This window comes from Flavobacterium terrisoli, from assembly GCF_030167905.1.
Taxonomy (GTDB): domain Bacteria; phylum Bacteroidota; class Bacteroidia; order Flavobacteriales; family Flavobacteriaceae; genus Flavobacterium; species Flavobacterium terrisoli.
This window is the reverse complement of sequence record NZ_JARGNA010000004.1, coordinates 359,349-379,145: the sequence shown is the minus strand read 5'-3', so window position 1 is coordinate 379,145 and position 19,797 is coordinate 359,349. Positions and strand designations below refer to the sequence as shown.

Annotated in this window: 18 protein-coding genes; 7 read left to right on the top strand and 11 right to left on the bottom strand. The window is 37.8% G+C overall.

Annotation, left to right across the window (positions count from 1 at the left end):
• Positions 1-222: 222 nt before the first annotated feature.
• Complete coding sequence (locus P1K33_RS07500; protein ID WP_284652297.1) at positions 223-1,419, bottom strand: pyridoxal phosphate-dependent aminotransferase; 1,197 nt, start codon at positions 1,417-1,419, stop codon at positions 223-225.
• 128 nt (positions 1,420-1,547) lie between these two features.
• On the opposite strand from P1K33_RS07500, the gene P1K33_RS07495 reads away from it, so the two are divergent.
• The gene (locus P1K33_RS07495) at positions 1,548-2,882 is read left to right on the top strand and encodes an aspartyl protease family protein (RefSeq protein WP_284652296.1); all 1,335 of its coding nucleotides are present in this window, start codon (positions 1,548-1,550) and stop codon (positions 2,880-2,882) included.
• Between the two features lie 29 nt (positions 2,883-2,911).
• Here P1K33_RS07495 and P1K33_RS07490 read toward each other — a convergent pair whose 3' ends face one another.
• A complete protein-coding gene (locus tag P1K33_RS07490; protein ID WP_284652295.1) occupies positions 2,912-3,346 on the bottom strand; it encodes a DUF1573 domain-containing protein in 435 nt (144 codons plus the stop codon).
• Positions 3,347-3,623: 277 nt separating this feature from the next.
• Here P1K33_RS07490 and P1K33_RS07485 point away from each other — a divergent pair, with 277 nt between their 5' ends.
• Together P1K33_RS07485 and P1K33_RS07480 are read left to right on the top strand one after the other, a co-directional pair.
• Positions 3,624-6,251, top strand: coding sequence for a valine--tRNA ligase (locus P1K33_RS07485; protein WP_284652294.1), 2,628 nt, complete (start codon positions 3,624-3,626; stop codon positions 6,249-6,251).
• 313 nt (positions 6,252-6,564) lie between these two features.
• Positions 6,565-6,993, top strand: a complete 429-nt coding sequence (locus P1K33_RS07480; RefSeq protein WP_284652293.1) for an Hsp20/alpha crystallin family protein — start codon at positions 6,565-6,567, stop codon at positions 6,991-6,993.
• A 143-nt stretch (positions 6,994-7,136) separates the two neighbouring features.
• Here the strand turns inward: P1K33_RS07480 and P1K33_RS07475 are convergent, their stop codons facing one another.
• Positions 7,137-7,565: a DUF5713 family protein gene (locus P1K33_RS07475; protein ID WP_284652292.1), complete on the bottom strand. Its 429-nt coding sequence runs from the start codon at positions 7,563-7,565 to the stop codon at positions 7,137-7,139.
• A gap of 546 nt (positions 7,566-8,111) precedes the next feature.
• On the opposite strand from P1K33_RS07475, the gene P1K33_RS07470 reads away from it, so the two are divergent.
• On the top strand, positions 8,112-8,483 hold the full coding sequence (locus tag P1K33_RS07470; RefSeq protein WP_284652291.1) for a cupin domain-containing protein: 372 nt from the start codon (positions 8,112-8,114) through the stop codon (positions 8,481-8,483).
• Between the two features lie 56 nt (positions 8,484-8,539).
• Here the strand turns inward: P1K33_RS07470 and P1K33_RS07465 are convergent, their stop codons facing one another.
• From P1K33_RS07465 to P1K33_RS07435, 7 genes are all read right to left on the bottom strand, one after another.
• Positions 8,540-9,172, bottom strand: coding sequence for a hypothetical protein (locus tag P1K33_RS07465; RefSeq protein ID WP_284652290.1), 633 nt, complete (start codon positions 9,170-9,172; stop codon positions 8,540-8,542).
• 74 nt (positions 9,173-9,246) lie between these two features.
• Positions 9,247-9,714 (bottom strand): DinB family protein, encoded by a 468-nt coding sequence (locus tag P1K33_RS07460; protein ID WP_284652289.1) that lies wholly within the window; start codon positions 9,712-9,714, stop codon positions 9,247-9,249.
• A gap of 85 nt (positions 9,715-9,799) precedes the next feature.
• Positions 9,800-11,176 (bottom strand): glycine-rich domain-containing protein, encoded by a 1,377-nt coding sequence (locus P1K33_RS07455; RefSeq protein WP_284652288.1) that lies wholly within the window; start codon positions 11,174-11,176, stop codon positions 9,800-9,802.
• Positions 11,177-11,318: 142 nt separating this feature from the next.
• Positions 11,319-11,738 (bottom strand): nucleoside-diphosphate kinase, encoded by a 420-nt coding sequence (locus P1K33_RS07450; protein WP_284652287.1) that lies wholly within the window; start codon positions 11,736-11,738, stop codon positions 11,319-11,321.
• 72 nt (positions 11,739-11,810) lie between these two features.
• Positions 11,811-12,980: a T9SS type A sorting domain-containing protein gene (locus P1K33_RS07445; protein ID WP_284652286.1), complete on the bottom strand. Its 1,170-nt coding sequence runs from the start codon at positions 12,978-12,980 to the stop codon at positions 11,811-11,813.
• Between the two features lie 99 nt (positions 12,981-13,079).
• Complete coding sequence (bshC, locus tag P1K33_RS07440; RefSeq protein WP_284652285.1) at positions 13,080-14,669, bottom strand: bacillithiol biosynthesis cysteine-adding enzyme BshC; 1,590 nt, start codon at positions 14,667-14,669, stop codon at positions 13,080-13,082.
• A gap of 60 nt (positions 14,670-14,729) precedes the next feature.
• Positions 14,730-15,695, bottom strand: coding sequence for a hypothetical protein (locus P1K33_RS07435; RefSeq protein WP_284652283.1), 966 nt, complete (start codon positions 15,693-15,695; stop codon positions 14,730-14,732).
• Between the two features lie 93 nt (positions 15,696-15,788).
• Between P1K33_RS07435 and P1K33_RS07430 the strand changes: the two genes are divergently transcribed.
• The 3 genes from P1K33_RS07430 (at position 15,789) to P1K33_RS07420 (ending at position 18,347) form a co-directional block, all read left to right on the top strand.
• Positions 15,789-16,910, top strand: coding sequence for a cysteine desulfurase family protein (locus tag P1K33_RS07430; RefSeq protein ID WP_284652282.1), 1,122 nt, complete (start codon positions 15,789-15,791; stop codon positions 16,908-16,910).
• Positions 16,911-16,966: 56 nt separating this feature from the next.
• Positions 16,967-17,593 carry a porin family protein gene (locus tag P1K33_RS07425; protein WP_284652281.1) on the top strand — a complete coding sequence of 209 codons (627 nt, stop codon included), beginning with the start codon at positions 16,967-16,969 and terminating at the stop codon, positions 17,591-17,593.
• A 133-nt stretch (positions 17,594-17,726) separates the two neighbouring features.
• Positions 17,727-18,347: a porin family protein gene (locus P1K33_RS07420; protein WP_284652280.1), complete on the top strand. Its 621-nt coding sequence runs from the start codon at positions 17,727-17,729 to the stop codon at positions 18,345-18,347.
• A 40-nt stretch (positions 18,348-18,387) separates the two neighbouring features.
• Here the strand turns inward: P1K33_RS07420 and P1K33_RS07415 are convergent, their stop codons facing one another.
• Positions 18,388-19,773 carry an alpha-amylase family glycosyl hydrolase gene (locus P1K33_RS07415; RefSeq protein ID WP_284652279.1) on the bottom strand — a complete coding sequence of 462 codons (1,386 nt, stop codon included), beginning with the start codon at positions 19,771-19,773 and terminating at the stop codon, positions 18,388-18,390.
• Between the last annotated feature and the right edge of the window lie 24 nt (positions 19,774-19,797).

The following is a 19,797-nucleotide window of genomic DNA, read 5'->3' as shown; positions in this document are numbered from 1 at the left end:
TAGCCCCGATGATTTGAAATTAAAAGAAGGACAGCCAGTGGCTGTCAGGTATTTTGCTTTAGCAAATTTATAAAATCCGAATGTCCACTGGGCATTCTCCTCTTAATATCAAATGTAGCGCGGACAGCGGGAGCAGAAGTGAAAGAATGCACAATGTTCTGCTTCTAAAAAATAAAAAACTCCACTATCGCTAGCGGAGTTTATAGATAGTATTTGAAAATATTACTTCTGATTGTACACTTTCAAGGCCTCTTTTAAGATCGCCACTGAGCGAATCAAATCATCTTTTTTAAGCACGTAAGCAATTCTCACTTCGTCCAAACCAACATTTGGCGTAGAGTAGAAGCCTGCGGCAGGAGCAACCATAACAGTTTCTCCATTGTTGTCATAAGATTCCAATAGCCATTGTGCAAAGTCATCTGCATTCTTTACCGGCAATTTAGCGATGCAATAGAAAGCGCCTTTTGGTGTAGCTACTTTTACACCGTCAATTTTTTGCAATTCAGCAATCAAAGTATCTCTTCTTTCTTTGTATTCGGTAATCACATCGTCAAAATAACTTTGTGGGGTTTCCAAAGCCGCCTCGCTGGCAATTTGGGCATAGGTTGGCGGGCTCAATCTGGCTTGAGCAAACTTCATCGCTGTGGCCATAACATCTTTGTTTTTAGAAACAATGCAACCAATTCGGGCGCCACACATGCTGTATCTTTTTGAAACCGAATCAATCATAATGGCGTTTTCTTCCAATCCGGGAACATTCATCACCGAAAAATGTTTGTCGTTTTCATCATAGATAAACTCTCTGTACACTTCATCGGCGATTAAAAACAAATCGTGTTTTTTTACGATGGCAGCCAATTGCATGATTTCTTCTTTTGAATATAAATAACCGGTTGGGTTTCCTGGGTTACAAATTAAAATCGCTTTGGTTTTTGGTGTGATATGTTCTTCAAAAGCCGCAATCGGTGGCAAAGCAAATCCTTCATCAATAGTAGAAATTACCGGAATTACTTTTACACCTGAAGCCGTTGAAAATCCATTATAATTGGCATAAAAAGGCTCTGGAATAATGATTTCATCACCTTGATCAATGGTGCTTCCCATCGCAAAAAGCAAAGCTTCTGAACCACCGGTCGTAATGATGATATCGGCCACATCAATAGGCAGGCCATGAGATTTATAGTAGGCAGACAATTTTGTTCTGTAACTTTCAAACCCCGCAGAATGGCTGTATTCCAATACCCTGATGTCGGCATTTTTTACGGCATTAAGGGCTACGTCTGGCGTTTTAATATCGGGTTGGCCAATGTTTAAATGATATACTTTATGACCTTTCTTTTTAGCAATTTCGGAATACGGAACCAATTTTCTGATTGGCGATTCAGGCATTTGCTGACCTTTTAATGATATCTTAGGCATGTTGTTTGTTTTAGTGGTGCAAATTTGCGATTTTTTTAGCTTGAAAACAATTCATTTTTTGTATTATAAATTGTTAAAAAATAGTTGGAGCAAAGGTTTTTTATTAAATTTAACAAAAATCACAACCAATGAGATTCGTTTTTACGTTTTGTTTCTTTTTTCTAACTTCTTTCACGTGTTTTTGCCAATCGGGCTTTCAATTTGAAAAAAATAAAAGCAAAATAACAATCCCTTTCCAACTTATCAATAACCTACTGTTTATACCGATCAATGTTAACGGTCAGGAATTGACATTCCTTTTGGATACCGGTGTTGAGGAAACCGTACTTTTCAGCTTAGATGATAAGGAACAGGTTGAATTTTTTCACTTGGAAAAAATTATGCTCAAAGGTCTTGGCAGCAATAATGCGGTTGAAGCTTACAAATCTTCTAAAAATAGATTTGAAATCAATGGTTATGCCGATAACAACCACGAAATCTATTTGGTTTTAGATCAGGAATTCAATTTTTCTTCTCAGGTTGGCATACCCGTAAACGGTATCATTGGCTATCATTTTTTTAAAGACCATTTGATTGAAATCGACTACCAAAGAAAGAAGATTGTTATTTTTAACAAAGCGAATGTTAAAGTTCAAAAAAAACTCAGCAAAGGTTTCAAGCAGGAAAATATTTTAATAGACGAAAATAAACCTTATTATATTTCCAATATAACCTCAGAAGGGAAAACCTTTCCGTCCAAAATGCTGATTGACACCGGAAACAGTGATGCCATCTGGCTTTTCTTAAACAAAACAGATGATATTAAGCTGCCTCAAAAGCATATAGCCGATTATCTGGGAAGAGGATTTAGTGGAAACGTTTACGGTTCCAGAGGAAGAATTGAGAGCTTTACGTTTGGAGCAAAAACCTTCAAAAACCCAATAGGTACATTCCCGGATTCCACTTCAATTAAAAGCGTGAATTTTGTCAAAGACAGGATTGGTTCACTCGGTGGTGAAGTGCTTTCCAGGTTTTCAATTTTTTTGGATTATCCCAATAGAATATTGTATTCAAAACCAAATCACAGAATAAATGTGCCTTTTAATTTCAATATGAGCGGTATTGAAGTACAACATGATGGTTTGGAATGGGTTAAGGAAGCCTATCATGAGAAAAATAATGCCGGCGTCAGAGTATATACAACGCAGCCTAATGAATCCCGTGTTCAGGATAATCTCAAGATTAAATTTGAATTAAAACCTATTTTTACCATTTACAGTGTCAGAAAAGATTCGCCTGCAGAATTGGCCGGACTCAGGAAAAACGATCGTCTGATCAGAATTGAAGGCCGAAGCACTCACGATTTAACCATCGAAAAAATAAACGAGTTGCTCAAATCCGAAGATGGGAAGCATATAGAAGTGGTTATCGAAAGAAACGGAAAACAGTTTACTTATAGGTTCCAGCTCAAAAGTATCATATAAAAAAAAGTCCCGATTTATCGGGACTTTTTTTATTGCATCATCGGACTTTTAGTCTTCTTTTCTAAGAGGTTTTCAACAGGTTTTACAACTACTTCCCCTTTTATTTTCAGGATCACACGACCTTCTTCCGCATTTACGGCGTTGGTTTCCACCGTAATGGTTTTTCGGATTGGCCCCGGATTCATATTGTATTTCACCTCAATCTTTCCGATTTTTCCCGGAGCAATTGGTTCGGTTGGCTTAGACGGAACTGTACAACCACAACTCGATTTAACATCGGTGATAATAAGCGGAGCCGTACCGGTATTGGTAAACTCAAATACTCTTATACCACTGTCTTCGTCTTTAGTTACCTTACCATAATCTATGGTATTGTCTTTATCCTTAAACTCAATTTTTGGACCGCTCTGGGCAAAAATCGTAGCATTTACAAGGACTATCGCGATAAGTATAACTTTTTTCATAGGTCAAAATTTAATATTTGGTTAGTAAAAATACTTCGTTTAAATTAATACACAAAAATTTAATTCTTAATTTTTTCTAAAGTCTTTATTAATTACTTTTGCAGTTGAATTTACAAAATGCGTGCCACAACATTTAGGAGCGAGTGGCCAGTGATTATCAGCCATCCATATTCCTGCTGTTTGCACTACAAGGTAGTCGCGTCCATCAGGGCTAAAAGGGTTTCGCTTTGTACATTTGCAACTCATAATTTATAATTCAAAATTCATAATTCATTATATGATTCCAGCTCAATTCAACGCCAAAGAAGCCGAAAAAAAATGGTACGACTACTGGATGGAAAACAAGTATTTTCATTCTAAGCCCGACCATAGAACGCCTTATACGATAACCATTCCACCACCAAACGTGACCGGAGTGCTGCACATGGGACACATGTTGAACAATACGATTCAGGATGTATTGATCCGTCGTGCACGTTTAAAAGGTTTTAATGCCTGTTGGGTTCCCGGAACCGATCACGCATCGATTGCGACTGAGGCAAAAGTTGTAGCGAAGTTGAAAAGCGAAGGCATCAACAAAAACGATTTGACGCGTGAGGAATTCCTAAAACACGCTTGGGACTGGACCGAAAAATATGGAGGAACCATTCTGGAGCAGTTAAAACAATTGGGTTGTTCATGCGATTGGGACAGAACCAAGTTTACTATGGATCCGGATATGTCGGCCTCTGTAATCCGTTCGTTTGTCGATTTATACAACAAAGGGCAAATCTATCGCGGCTACCGTATGGTCAACTGGGATCCGGAGGCTAAAACCACTTTGTCTGATGAAGAAGTGATTTACGAAGAAAGGCAAGGCAAGTTATACCATTTAAAATACCAAATAGAAGGTTCAAATGAGTTTGTAACCATCGCCACCACACGTCCTGAAACTATTTTAGGTGATACTGCTATTTGTATTCACCCCGATGATGAGCGTTATGCACATCTGAAAGGTAAGAACGCAATCGTTCCTATTTGTAACCGCGTAATTCCAATCATTTTCGATGAGTATGTGGATATGGAATTTGGAACCGGTTGTTTGAAAGTAACACCGGCACACGATATCAACGATAAGGCTTTAGGTGAAAAACACAATTTGGAAATCATCGATATCTTTAATGAAGACGCGACCTTGAATTCTTTTGGTTTGCACTACCAAGGTAGAGACCGTTTTGTGGTTCGTGAAGAAATCGCGAAAGAATTAGAGACTATCGGTTCGTTAGCCAAAACCGAAAACCACATCAACAAAGTAGGAACATCAGAAAGAACCAAAGCCGTTATCGAGCCGCGTTTGTCTGACCAATGGTTCCTTCGTATGGAAGATTTGGTAAAGCCTGCCATCAAAGCGGTTTTAGAAACGGAAGAAGTAAAATTATATCCATCGCGTTTTAACAATACCTACCGTCATTGGTTGGAAAACATCCGCGATTGGAATATTTCCCGTCAATTGTGGTGGGGACAACAGATTCCGGCTTACTATTATGGGGACGGAAAAGAAGATTTCGTAGTCGCTGAAAATATCAGCGACGCAGTTGAATTGGCAAAGGCCAGGACCAACAATCCGAATTTGTCCGCTGCCGATTTAACACAGGATGCCGATGCCTTGGATACCTGGTTCTCGTCATGGTTATGGCCAATGGCGGTTTTTGGTGGCATCATGGAACCTGAAAATGAAGATTTCAAATATTATTACCCAACCAACGATTTGGTTACCGGACCGGACATTTTGTTCTTCTGGGTGGCACGTATGATTATCGCGGGTTATGAATATACCGGCCAAAAACCATTTACGAATGTGTATTTGACAGGATTAGTACGTGACAAGCAAGGTAGAAAAATGTCAAAGCAATTGGGCAATTCTCCTGAACCGCTTGGATTGATTGAAAAATTTGGTGCTGATGGGGTTAGGGTAGGATTGTTATTGAGCGCTTCTGCCGGAAACGACATCATGTTCGATGAAGAACTGTGTAACAACGGTAAGGCTTTTGGAAACAAAATCTGGAATGCTTTCCGACTCATCAAAGGCTGGGAAGTTGCCAATATAGCGCAACCTGAAAGCTCTAAAGTAGCCATCGAATGGTATGAAGCCAAATTGCAGCAAGCTTTAGTAGAAATTGAAGATCACTATTCAAAATACCGTTTGTCTGATGCGTTGATGGGTATTTACAAATTGGTTTGGGATGATTTCTGTTCGTGGTTCCTGGAAATGATAAAACCGGCCTACCAACAGCCGATTGACCGCGCTACGTTTGATAAAGCGATCGAAATGCTGGAAGCCAATTTAAAACTATTACATCCGTTTATGCCATTCCTAACTGAGGAAATTTGGCAACACATCGCTGAAAGAACTCCGGAGCAAGCCTTGATAGTGGCGGAATATCCAAAAGTGACTTCGTTTAACGAAAAACTAATCGCCGATTTTGATTTCGCAGCCGAAGTAATCGCCGGGGTGAGAACGATCCGTAAAGAGAAAAACATCGCGATGAAAGATGCGGTAGATTTGAAAGTCGTGAACAATGAAAAGGCTTCGGCTTATTTTGACAGCATAATCACCAAATTGGGCAACATCACGTCCTTGGAATATACCAATGACAAAGTGGATGGCGCACTGACTTACCGCGTAAAATCAAACGAATACTTTATCCCCGTTTCCGGGAATATTGATATCGCGGCTGAAATTGCCAAACTCACCGAAGAGTTGAAATACACTCAAGGTTTCTTACGCAGTGTACAGGGCAAATTGGCCAACGAGAAATTCGTTTCCGGCGCACCGGTTCAGGTCATTGACAACGAACGCAAAAAAGAAGCCGATGCTTTGGCCAAGATTGCCACGATAGAGCAGAGTTTAGCGAGTTTACAATAATAGAAAATCCCGAGCAATTGGGATTTTGTTTTATGATGTTTTGGAGATGCACATGAGTGCTAGATATTGAGCGAAGGTAAATTGTCTTTATGCTTTGTTTTACAGTTTCGTTTGTCGGAAGCCATTCTCCTTTTAGTATCTGACAAAATGCTTGATCAATATGAAAATATTTCAGGTTTTTGTTATCAAAAAGTTAATGAAAAATGTCAATTTGACTTTTTAGAAATTACAAATGCCATTTCATTTAATAAATTTTCAATTGGTATTTTTTTTGTCATGGTGAAGTCATGTTTAACTTTAAATTTTATTTGTCATGAACTTAATTAAAAGAAACAGCAGTTTAGTTTTTCCATCTTTATTAGATGAGTTTTTTAGACCAGATTGGAATGGTGGCGTTCAAAATTTTAATTCCACCATACCCGCCGTTAACATTAAGGAAAGTGAAACTAATTATAAGTTAGAGTTTTACGCTCCCGGATACAAAAAAGAAGAATTTAATATAGAAGTTGACCAAAAAACATTGATCATTTCCTCGGAAAAACAAGTCGAAAATGACAATAGCAATGAAAAATATTCTCTCAAAGAATACAGTTACGCTTCTTTTAAAAGAACTTTTAACCTTCCTGAGAGCGTTGATTTGGATGCTATTGAAGCCAACTATGAAAATGGTGTTTTAAATGTTTCTCTACCGAAACGTGAGGAAACATTACAAAAATCAAGAAGATTGATTGCAATACAATAAAGTTTAGTTCATTACCTAAAACAGCAAGCTGAATATTTGGCTTGCTGTTTTTTTATAGCTGTTAGTTACGCGCTTTTTGAATTTGGATTCAGAGTATTTACCTTAGATTGTTATAGTGCCAAACTGCTGTTAGCAGTAATTTTCTACCATTCTCTTGGAGCAATCAACTCTTCTACATCAGCATTGAATCCATATGCTTTGGCTATAAAGTCAAAATCTGCCCCAATTGATTCTCTGGCACCAGTTTCAATCTCGCTGTTATGTTCTGAGAATTCGTCTTGTAAATCATTTATTTTTATAGTTGCTGTATGTGTTAGCTTATATAGTTCATCAAGATTTTTGGGCGATGTTTTTTCAATATCAAAGCATAGTTCAACAAGAATTGTTTTCACTTTGTCAACGAGAAATTTTGGAAAATAGGCATCAGCATACATATCTTTTAAATAAGCATAATTTTTCATTTTCTCATTTTTTAATTGTTCTTGGGTTACAATTGTGTTTTGATTTTTCCCTTGCTGACCATTGCAAGAAAACAAAATCAGAGAAATTATTATAATAATATGTTCTTTCATCTTTATAAAATTAGTGATAATGTTCCGCGGCTTGCAGCTGTGGCGAAGTTTTTAAAGTTTAGTTGTAAAGATATGTAAATTTCTGGTGGAGTATTTTCGGCTAGGAAAATCTAAACCAGCCATAGCTGCAAACAATCCATTGACAATCTTGCTCCAAATAAGCCTTTCATCGGTTTTTAACTGCTTTTATCGGTTTTGCATTCTGATGGCTATAACAAATAATGGCATAGTTTACGGCTTGATGTATCAATATTTCGTAAATTAGTAGTCCTTAATTTAACAAGTGTTCAAGGCCTACTGATTTTATGGATAATGTAAAAGCTATGTTTCCGTTGCACGGGCATAGCCGGGACGATGAAAACGATTGCCATTTAGTTGGTATGCGGCTTTGATTTCTTAAACAAATTAACTTCTCATTACTACCCAAAAATAAGGACTTACCAAAAAGCCATTAGGGTAGAAAACCACATCATTTAACTAATTTATTGTTTTTGCAGGCCTTGTTTCAATGTCCTGGAAAGGCATAATCATTTAAAAGCAAAAAAAATGAAAACTACTATTAAAAAATCAATGAATATGCTCACTGTCTTTTTCCTGCTGTTGAGTGTTCAAATGTATGCACAGGATCCGGTGGCTATTTCACCAAAAAATTACCCAAAAGTATTGCTGGAAAATGAATTTGTCAGAGTGTTGCAATTTGAAATGGCACCGGGCGATGTCATCCCTTGGCACAGCCATCCAAACCACGTGGCTTATGTTGTGGCACCCGGTAAAATTGAAATCACAAACAAAGGTGAAGCACCGGTTACTTTTGACGTTAAGGCGGGAGAAGCGCTGTTTCTGCCTGCGGTTACCCATACAGGGAAAAATACCGGAAAAACAACCATAAAGCTCATCATTACCGAAATAAGAAAGTAATGCAAAGCAAAAGTCCCGATTACTCGGGACTTTTTATTTTTGAAACAACATAAATACTAAAACTTAAACCCAAGTTTAAAATACATTCCGTTGTACTGTTCTATTTTTTGTTTGACACCATCTTTTTCCATTTTGGTCAAATCGCTTTGGCTTTCTATACCAATCCCAATTTTGAGCACATCGGTTAGCAGGAACTTGGCACCAATCTGACTTGAGATACCAAAATTCCAACCCATGTTTTTTTCTTCGTTATTCCCGGTTGGCGTTTCCAGTTTTTGCTTGAGCAAAGTATTGGCATACAAACCGATGCCAAGGGTGAAGAATACGGTTTGGTTCTCGGGCTTTACATTTTTAAATAAACCAAAATCCCCGCTAAATTGAACCGGGATATGCAAATAAGAGTTTTTCAGACTGGCATTGGCGCCATTAATGGTTGTATTGGCATTGAATTCATATAATCCCAAACCGGTTGAAATGTCACATTTTGGGCTTATCTGGTAGGACAACAAAACATCGCTTCCGGTAAGGTTACCGTTCAAAGGCACATTGCCGGTTTGTTTTAATCGGGCAAAACCCAGTTTTCCGGTGGCTGAAAATTCCAATTTACTTTCGTTTGTTTTAGGCGTTTCCTGCGCAATAGCGGCGTAAGAGGTTAAAATTACTAATGCTGCGAACAGTTGTTTTTTCATAAAATTAAAATTTTGATTAGAGATGATAGTATAACGATGAATATTGTCTTTTGGTATAAATAAGACGAAAATTGTTACAAACGAATCATTTTCTTTAGTAAAACAATTTGACCTAAATGGTAATAAGCATGCTCAATCATGGCGTCTATGTTTCTTTGGTAAGTGCCATATTTTTCATCAACAAAACCTTCATTTAATTTTTCTTCGGGCATTTGTTCAATCAGCGCAGCAAACTCTTCTGACGCATGCCAAAATTTCATCAGGAAATCGTCCCATTTACTTTGGGAATCAATAGGAGGAAAGTCAAAACTGTATTTGTCCCTGATGTCGAGCGTTCCGCCTTTAAAGACATTGTTGATGCCGTTGATATAATAATGAATGTGCTGTGCCAATACCGCAATGGTGTTTAAATCAACAACTTTTGAAGTGGCTAATTCCCAAGGTGTATTGGCCAATTGATCCTTATAATTGGTATTGGCCACCCAAGTGCCATTGAGCATGATTTCCCTGAAACGGCTGGCTATTTGAAAGGTGCTTTTCATAATTATTTTGATTGTGTAAGTACTTTCAAATATAAAAAAATCCCGTCTCAAAAGAAACGGGATTTTATATATTATCTGCAATTGATTAACTGCCACCACAACCACCACAGCCACCTCCACAACCTCCGCCACCGCAAGAGCTTCCGCAGCCACTGCCACAGCTTGTTCCGCCCGAATAGCCATCGGGGTGATTTTTTTTGTAATCGTCAACCAGAGGAACAAAAGAAGGAGTAAGAACTGTGTAACCCAGCAAAAAATATTGCCACTGCCAATTCTCCTGTATGTCTTTTTTTGTGAGGATTTCCTCGTGATATAATTCGGGAATGGTTTTGACACTGATTTGTTTGGTCAGCCTATTCAGAAAGTAGACCATAAAAACAATCAGGAAAACGGTTAGAAGACCAATAAATAAAATAGGCCTGTTTCTGGAAACTCCAGTAGCAAACCGGGTAAAGGTTAATAACAGCATAAAAGAAAGAACACCAAAGTTGATGTAAAAGATCTTGGCGAATGCCTTTGACTTGTTGCAGTATTTCTTGAAAGCATCCATGCAGTTTTCGATGTTCCTGAAAATGGCTTTGCTGGTCAGGACTTTCATTAAGTAAGGATAGGGAACTTTTTCAAAATCATTCAAATAATTGATGATTTGAGCATGTTCTGTTTCTTTTACAGGTTTATTTTTAACCAGGTGGATTGAATTATCATGATTGATGACAATCGTTTTATTGACGATGAATTCGTTTAGAATGCTGTTGATTGCATCGGGAAGCCTTTGTGTCTTTAGGTAAATCAATTCAACCGGGCTAAGGTTAAAAACAAACGAATCTCGGTTAAAACGTGAAGTGATTTCCTTTTGTTTCTTAACGTTGAAGAGTTCAAGAGAGATAGCAACTGCTATGATTAAGCCAATTAACCCAATTAAAAAATCAGGATTGTCAATGTTTACATAGACTGGTTTCAGCGCATAATAAAAGGGAATCGTGAGGAATATAACTGCCAAAATGCCCATCACCAGAAATGCCCTGATTTTTAGGTTTGATTTTTCCAGGTTAAGGCTTTCGTACATGTCGTGAAAACCCCAGATGCTTTGAGGTTGATGGCCAAACTCACTTTCATACAATTTGGCAGTGCGTTCTTTGGCTTGTTTGAATTTTTCAAATTCGGACGGGTTATGTGTTGACGGAACGTGCTGAATTTGTTTGCCGATCTTGTCACAAAATGCCTGATAGGATTGGGTAAAAATCAAATGCTGATGCCAAACCGCATCAATGATAGGCGAGGGCGAAACCATCTGATCGGAGGTTGCAGCCAAATACATGAATTTTTTATATTCAGTAATAGCTTTGGTGGTAAAATTTTTGGTCCAATAATTTTCTTTGGCCAAGCGTATGGAAAATCCATATTCACCGGATGGAGCGTCAAGGTCGAACGCTTCAATTTTTTGCCACAATTCCTGATTCATAGGTAAGGTTTAAATTGATAGGTTGTAAGTAAAAATAAGCAAAAACTTATTCTCTCAACAAAAAAAATCCCGCTTCATTTGAAACGGGATTTTATATGTTGCACAATCTGCTTACTGCAAACTGCGTTTTGTCTTCCAGATATTAGAATTGCTCTCTTCCTGCAAAGTGGAAAGCACCTTCGATAGCAGCATTCTCATCAGAATCTGAACCGTGAACAGCGTTTTCACCGATTGAAGTGGCATATTTTTTACGGATAGTTCCTTCAGCAGCATCAGCAGGGTTTGTAGCACCAATTAATGTTCTGAAATCTTCTACAGCGTTGTCTTTTTCTAAGATAGCCGCAACGATTGGACCACGAGTCATGAATTCAACCAATTCTCCGAAGAAAGGACGAGCCGAGTGAACAGCGTAGAATTTTTGAGCGTCAGCTACAGTCAATTGCGTTAATTTTAAAGATACAATTCTGAAACCACCTTCAGTAATCATATTTAATATTCCACCGATGTGTCCGTTTTCAACAGCATCCGGTTTAATCATGGTAAAAGTTCTGTTTGTTGCCATTTTGATATAAATGAGTTTAAATTCGGGTGCAAAAGTAACGTTTTTAAATCATTATAAAAAATACAACGGTTATCAATTTTTGATAATTTTCTGAACGGCAAAATCCAAGCCCGATTTAATTTTGACAAAATAAACTCCGGCGCTTAAAGTGCTTGCATCCAATTGGAATTGGGTCGCATTAGGCATAACATTTAAGATGAATTTACCGGTAAGGTCAAAGAGTTCAACGCTGTCGATATTTACAGTATGCGAAAGATTCCAAACGTTTTGTGTTGGATTTGGATAAACCCTAAGATTGTTCAATGCATTTTCCGGATTGGATAAGGTATTGGTAAACAAATAATGCCCGGTGCTTTTTTGGAAAACAACATCATAAGTTCCGGCCGTTATTGGGATATTTGGACCGTCCTGAATTCCGGTTGCTGAAGGAAAACCCAAGGAACCCCAATTGGTTGTCCATGAATTGTCTTTCCTGAATTTGGCTTCACCATCAGTCAAAGCCAAATTGTTGATTGTATATTCAAAACCATCTGTAGTGGCTAAATCAATATCATCGGCCAGCCAACCCACAGAAGTGGCACTTCCTAAAATTCCAATGCTGGGATAAGCAAAACTATAGGCGCCGGTATTTCGGTCAAAGGTCACAAACCATTCGCCGCCGGTAACTTGTATGGAAGGACCTTGTTCAACTGCAATTCCGGTTGGGAATGATACGCTTCCATAAGTCAGGGTGTTATTGTCATTGATTCTAAAATAAGCCGTGCCACTGCTAAAATAGAATCCGGATAAGCTATAATGGATTCCATCCGTTGACACCATATCTACATCCGGACCGGCGAAACCGTTTTGAGAATCTACTGCCGGACCCCAAATCCCAACTCTTGGAAAAGCCGCAGAAACAAAGGTGTAAGTTCCATTGGTTCTGTTAAAAGTGATATCATAAGTCCCGGCAACAGTCATAATGTTGGCACCATTTGAAACTGCTGTGCCCATCGGAAAATTGGCCGAGCCCCAATTGACAGCCCAATCGTGATCTTGCCTGAATTTCAATCCGGTTGTCCCGGCATCCGTCGCCGAAGTCAGATTGACGTTGTTGAGTGTATACGTGATGTTATCTGTTGTTGTCATATCAATATCTGTGGTCCAGTTTCCGGCGGGTGAGGTTGAACCGATAATTGAAATAACCTGAGCGTAATTGATTTGGGCTAATAGTAGGAATCCTAATAGTAATCGTTTTTTCATAAAGTTTGATTTAATTGACTATACTAAGTTAAACCAAAACGATATGAAAATGTTAAAATCAATTTCACGAAAACGTTTTCGTGTTGAAAACTTACTGATTTAGAGCTGAATAATAGTAAAGTTAGGCTCCAATGGCTTTAGTTCCTGAAACAATTTTTCAATGAGTCTTCCATTTACATCGAGATAGAATTCAGCAAAATTGTTTCTTCTTTCCTGTAGCGACTGATTGGGAAACAGTTCGTTTTGAAGCAGAATGATGCGTTCCAATTTTTCAGTATAGATTCTTTTCTCGGCTTTGAGTAAGCGCTTTTCAAGATTTTCCAGTCCTTTGATTTGTTTTGTTTCCTGCGCTTTTACCGCACCGGTGAACGATTTGTCTGTTTGTTCCGCAATTTTATTTAGCGCATCAAATTGTTTTCTCAAATGCTCTTTTTGTTCGGTAAAATCCAAATTGAATTGAGAGAATTCCTGGGTCTTTTTATTGAATAAGTTCTGTTGGTTTGAAAACAAATCGGCCCAGGAAAGATTCAGTTTGTCAGCTTTCTGGTTTTGTTTTTCGGTGGATAATAAGACAGAATTCCTGACCAATAGTATCGGAAAAGTAATCTTATTGGCTTCGAAGTTTGATTTTAACTGCAACCAATAAGCAATCTCTCCGCCACCGCCGATATAGCATAAATTAGGCAGAATCACTTCCTGATACAACGGTCGCAGAATCACATTCGGGCTGAATTGCTCCGGATGATTTTCTAATAGTTCCAATATTTCCTTTTGTGAAAAAACAAGATTGGTATTGTTGACTTTGTATTGGTTGTCCTCAAGAATGATGCGCTCGCGAATATGATCTTCAATATAGAAAAGATTAATTTCTCTCGGATTCACCTGAATATCATAATCACCCAGTATAGTGTTTGTTGCGGTTACTTTTTGAAAGGAAGTTTGGTGCAGCAATTCATCTTTTACAAACGGAACGAATAATTGTTTCAGCGAAATATCATCGCCATCAAGAATCACCAGACCTTTATCTCCAAACAATTCATTGGCTAAATATCTGGTGGCATCCGCCAAATTGGAATGCTTCAAGTAACTATTGTCAAACAGGGATTTTAATTCGTTGGCATTTTCACCCAAACCTAAATCCTGAGCAAAAACTTCATAAACTTCTTCCAAACCGGCTGTTGACAATCGGCCAACCGGGCCAAAGCTTTCCCTGTCCCATTTGATTTTTACATTTTTGAAATGAAAATAATTGATTTCCTCAAAATCATGATCCTCTGTCGCCATCCAATAAATCGGAACAAAATTGTACTCCGGATAAGCTTGTTTCAACGTTGTGCAGAGATTGATAACAGAAATGATTTTATACAAAAAGTACAACGGACCGGTGAATAAATTCAGCTGATGGCCTGTGGTTATGGTAAACGTTTTAGTATTGGAAAGAAGTGTGATATTGTTTTGGGTCGCTTCAGAAACCTGAAATCCTTTGTATTGATTTTCCAAAGCGGTAACCAAGGTTTTTCTATGGTCAGCCGGAAAATTTACGGTCTTCTCTTCCAATTGTGGTTTGAAGTTTTCCAGCTTTGGGAAACGATTGTACAAGGTGTTCAATTCAGGTTTTTGGTCTAAATAATCTACAATTAATTTAGAGAAATAACCCGATTTTTGATAGCTGATACAGTCGTTTGGCATGTTTTATTTTTTTATGAAAATAAGAAAAACTAAGACACTAGAAATGGTTTTAACTTTGAATTAAGGCGTTATGAATGATCCGTATATATAATCATCACCTAAATAAAAGCTGGTATTTCCCTGAGTCATTGTTACCTTTTTCAAATGGATGGTATGTTGGAAAAATCCTGGTGAAGATTCAATAGTCGTTACTTCAATTTTACCGGTTCCATTGGCTTCATCGCCGTTATTGGCTGCCCAGTTTTGCGAAATCGTAGGTGTTGCGGGTGCAGGTACTGTACAAAGAATTTCATCATCTACCGTACCTGTATATAAAAGATAGTTTACTTTGTTGGTAGCACTGATATAAGCAATTCTAGGCGTTGTCGTTTCTGCATTTTGGAATAAAGTCGCATAATCGGCCAAGTCTAAAACAAACGCTTCGCTGCTGTTTAGATTGAAAATCCTGTCGTCACAAGTACTTTTATCGGCTAATTCATCAAATCCAAAAGCCAATGGACTCACAGATTCGTTATAGTTTCCGAACACAAAATCAACTCCGGAATAATTTTGAGTGGTACCATCAGGTCTTTCAAAAACAAGATTCTGAACAACTATATAATGTTGGTAACCTGTAATTTGTGTAATTCCGGTTGTTTGATTTACTGATGTTATGGCATTTGTTGTGATGACAATCGTTCCGGAAATGGCATTCCATTCTTCAATTAAATTAGGTGTAGCAGCAGTGATAAGATCACAAACATTATGCGAACTAGGTTCTGCATTATATTGTCTGTAAATCAACTCAATATCACCACCGATTTCAATTTCGATGGGATCATTATCCGGGGTTTCATTATTTGCGAATGTTTCATCAGGAATAGCCAAAATCAACATTTTCGGGCCGCTTATTTTATAAAGGATATCTTTTTCGGTACACTTTTGAACCGTTACGTCATCGAAGTTAATCGTGTCAACAGTTAAGTCGCCATCGTCACAGGCATTGATAAATAAAAGTACGGTTAATAACCCCAGAATTCTTTTCATCAGTTTAGTAATTTTTAGCAAAAATAAGTTTTTTATACTATTAAATTTATCTTTTATCATTTAATTAGGATAGTACTTTTTTATATTTGCACCATGCAAAAAGTATATCTCGATAATGCCGCTACAACTCCCATTCGTCAAGAGGTTATTGACGAAATGGTAAGCGTTATGCAATCCGATTTTGGCAATCCTTCCTCAACACACAGCATCGGCAGAAGTGCTAAAGCCGTGATTGAAACTTCCCGAAAAACGATAGCTAAATATCTGCATTGCAATGCACAGGAAATCATTTTTACTTCGAATGCAACTGAGGCAACAAACTGGATTTTAAGAAGTGCTGTCAAAGACTTTGGAGTGAAAAGAATCATCACTTCCAAGGTGGAACATCATGCCACTTTGTATACTGTGCAAGCACTACAGGAAGAATTTGGGATTAAGGTGGATTTTGTAAATACATTTCCCGAAGGGAATTTAGACTATAATCAGTTGGCTGATTTGCTTTCGGATGAAGTTAAAACCATCGTTTCCTTAATGCATATTAATAACGAAACCGGAGTCATTCACGATATTGAGAAAATAGGAGTGATGTGTCACCAAAATAAAGCTTTATTCCATTGCGATACGGTTCAGTCTATTGGTAAAACCGAATTGGATTTACAACAGTTACCGATTGATTTTCTGGTAGCCAGCGCCCATAAATTTCATGGACCAAAAGGAATTGGTTTTGCTTTTGTCCGCAAAAATCTGGTGTTGCAACCGATGCTTTTTGGTGGTGAACAGGAAAAAGGCTGGCGTGCCGGAACAGAATCTGTGCATCAAATTGCAGGAATGGCGAAGGCTATGGAACTTTCTTATGAACATTTGAACACTGAACGCGACTATATAACCGATCTGAAAGCATATTGTTTTACTCAACTACAAGCCGCTTTTCCAGAGGTCAAACAAAACGGAGCGTTTACCTTTTATAATATTTTGAATGTTTTACTGCCTTTTTCTCCTGAGAAGACAACGATGATTTTATTTAACCTCGATATGAAAGGCATTGCCGTTTCCCGCGGAAGCGCTTGCCAGAGCGGAAGCACCAAGCCATCGCATGTATTGGCGGAAATGCTGGCTGAGGAAGACTTAAAGAAGCCCAGTTTGCGCATTTCATTCAGCCATTACAATGCCAAAGAAGAGATTGATTATTTGATTTCAACGCTGAAAGAAATTTAGAAAGATACATTGCTATTCTTTAAAAGAATATATTTGTATTGAACCAAATGCGAAACATGAAAAAAATCATTTTGACTGCTATCATTGCCCTAGGCATACCATCATTTCTTTCAGCCCAAAAAAAAGGAGATTTTGAATTGGGATTCAATGCCGGTTACAACATTTCATCTGCTACAAGTTATTATGTGTCTACTGAACGGGGAAAAGGATTTAATATTGGCGGATCATTGAATTATTATTTTACAAGATCCTGGAGCATCGAAGGGAAATTGATTTACGATCAAAAAGGTTGGGACAATGACAGGATTGAGGACGACCAAGGGACTTCATATAATTCAGACTATAATTTAAATTATCTGACCGTGCCGATTATGGCCAATTATTATTTTGGCGACGATGAAAAAGACAAGAAGAACTGGTTTATAGAGTTTGGACCATATGCAGGTTTTTTGCTTAGTGCTAAAGAGAATCGTTTTGGGACGGATATAAAAGAATCATTCTATAAGAATGATTTTGGATTGACGCTTGGCGCCGGTGTTAAAATTCCGGTTATGGATAAATTTAATATGTTTTTTGAGCTGGAATGGCAAAGAGGTTTTACGAATATCTTTAATCATGCTTCAACAGCCATAAGAAACCAACGAACCAGTTTCAATGTTGGTGTGAACTATTTGTTGCAATAATGAATTAAAAAATAAAGCCTTGAGAAATCAGGGCTTTTTTATTTGCTCAGCGGGATTAAGTCTTAAAATAAATTTAAGTTGGCATCATAATTGAGGGCAAAAGTGTACTTTTGATATATAAAAAACTTTGATTATGAAAAACACTGTATTAGCAATTATCGTTTTATTGGGATTTTCTGCTTCGATTTCAGCACAAAAAAAAGGTGATGTTGAGTTTGGAATCAATGTAGGATATAATAGTTCTTCGGCTTCAGATAGATACGGATCATTTGATTCAGGAAGTGGGTATAACGTTGGAGGTTCACTTGATTATTATTTTCTAAAAGATTGGAGCATCAAAGGAAAATTGATTTATGATCAAAAAGGATGGGACAATGATATAATCGAGAATAGTAATGATGGTAATATTTATTATACGGATTATAACCTGAATTATTTGACTGTGCCTATAATGGCCAGTTGGCATTTTGGAAATAAAAGAAATTGGTATCTTAGTTTCGGGCCTTACTTTGGGTTTCTTTTAGATGCTAAGGATACTACTTTTGATGCTGACATGTCAGAGTACTTCAATGACAATGATTTTGGTTTTGCTGTTAATGTAGGAGTTAAAATTCCTGTTTCTGATAAGCTTAAACTTTTCTTTGAATATGATGGGCAAGGAGGTATATCTGATATTAATGCTGTAAGCGGTTATCCATCGTTAACCAATAGCCGTTCCAGTTTTAATGTTGGTTTGAATTTTCTGTTAAAATAAAAACAAGTATAAAAAAAGCCCCGATTTATCGGGGCTTTTTTTATTTAACTAAAACCAAGTACTGCCAAGGTTTTAATTCAAAAACATCGTCGCCTTTGAGCGTTATCTTTTCACCCGAAAACAGTTCGGTATATTGACCTTTCTGATGATTGGACTTTAGTGTCACAGTCACCGGTTTGTCGCTGTAATTGACAATCGGAATGACTTTGTCGTTGTCTTTTGTTCGTGAAAACGAAATCACCTGTTCCATTTTATCACTATAAATCCTTACCATTACGCCGCCATGTTCGCCATTCCACAAAGCTTTGTTTTTGTGTTTCAGATCAAATAATTTTTTGAACAATCCTTCATAAGGCATCTTACTCCAGTCAATCAAATCTTTGTCGAAAAATTTAAGCGAACGACCTAAACCGGCTTCTTGTCCGCCATAAACCAACGGCATTCCATTGATGGTACCACACAAAACCATTGATGCTTCCAATCCGTCACCGAAGTTGTAAAACATATTGTGGTTCCAGGAATTCATATCATGGTTGTCGGTAAAGAGCATTCGGTAACCACCACGCGGAAAAGTGCTCACATCGTGTGCCATATATTCCACCAAACCGGCAATGCTTTTCTTATCACGGGTTACGGCAACCATTTTGTCAAATAAGGTCCAGGAATAGGTCATGTCGAATGCATTCTTGTGCAAATCCCTTGCTTCCCATTCAGCCAACATAAAAACAGGCTTAACCGCATCCATTTCAACCCTGGCGTTGTCCCAGAAATCAGTCGGAATAAAGCCAGCAGTGTCACAGCGGTAACCGTCAATATTGAAATCCTTAACCCAATACACCAACGCTTCAGTCATGTATTTTCTAATGCCCGGTTTGTCATAATCAAAGTCGATTACATCATCCCAGTCATACCAAGGTGTTGGCTGGAAATTGCCTTCTTCGGTTTTGGTATACCAATCAGGATGGTCTTTTGCCAATTGGTTGTCCCAGGAAGAATGATTAGCCACCCAATCCACAATCACATACATGCCCATACTATGAATTTTGTCAACCAAATGTTTGAAATCTTCTTTGGTGCCAAATTCAGGATTGATACCATAATAATCCTTCACCGAATATTCGCTGCCCAATGTTCCTTTTCGTTTTTCGACTCCTATGGGATGAATAGGCATCAGCCATACGATATCAATACCCATCGCTTTAATGCGAGGTAAATGGCTCTCAAAAGCCTTGAATGTACCTTCCGGTGTGAACTGACGAACGTTGACTTCGTAGATAGTCGCATTTTTGCTCCAGTCTGGATGTTTTACTTCAACGAATTCTTTGGGTTGGTAGCGGGAATCTGTTGTTTCTGCTTCTTTTTCTTTGATACAGCTCACCGAGAGGAAGCCTAAAGCGAGTAATAAAATTTTGCTGATAGTTTTCATTTTGAAGGAATTAGAATTTAAATT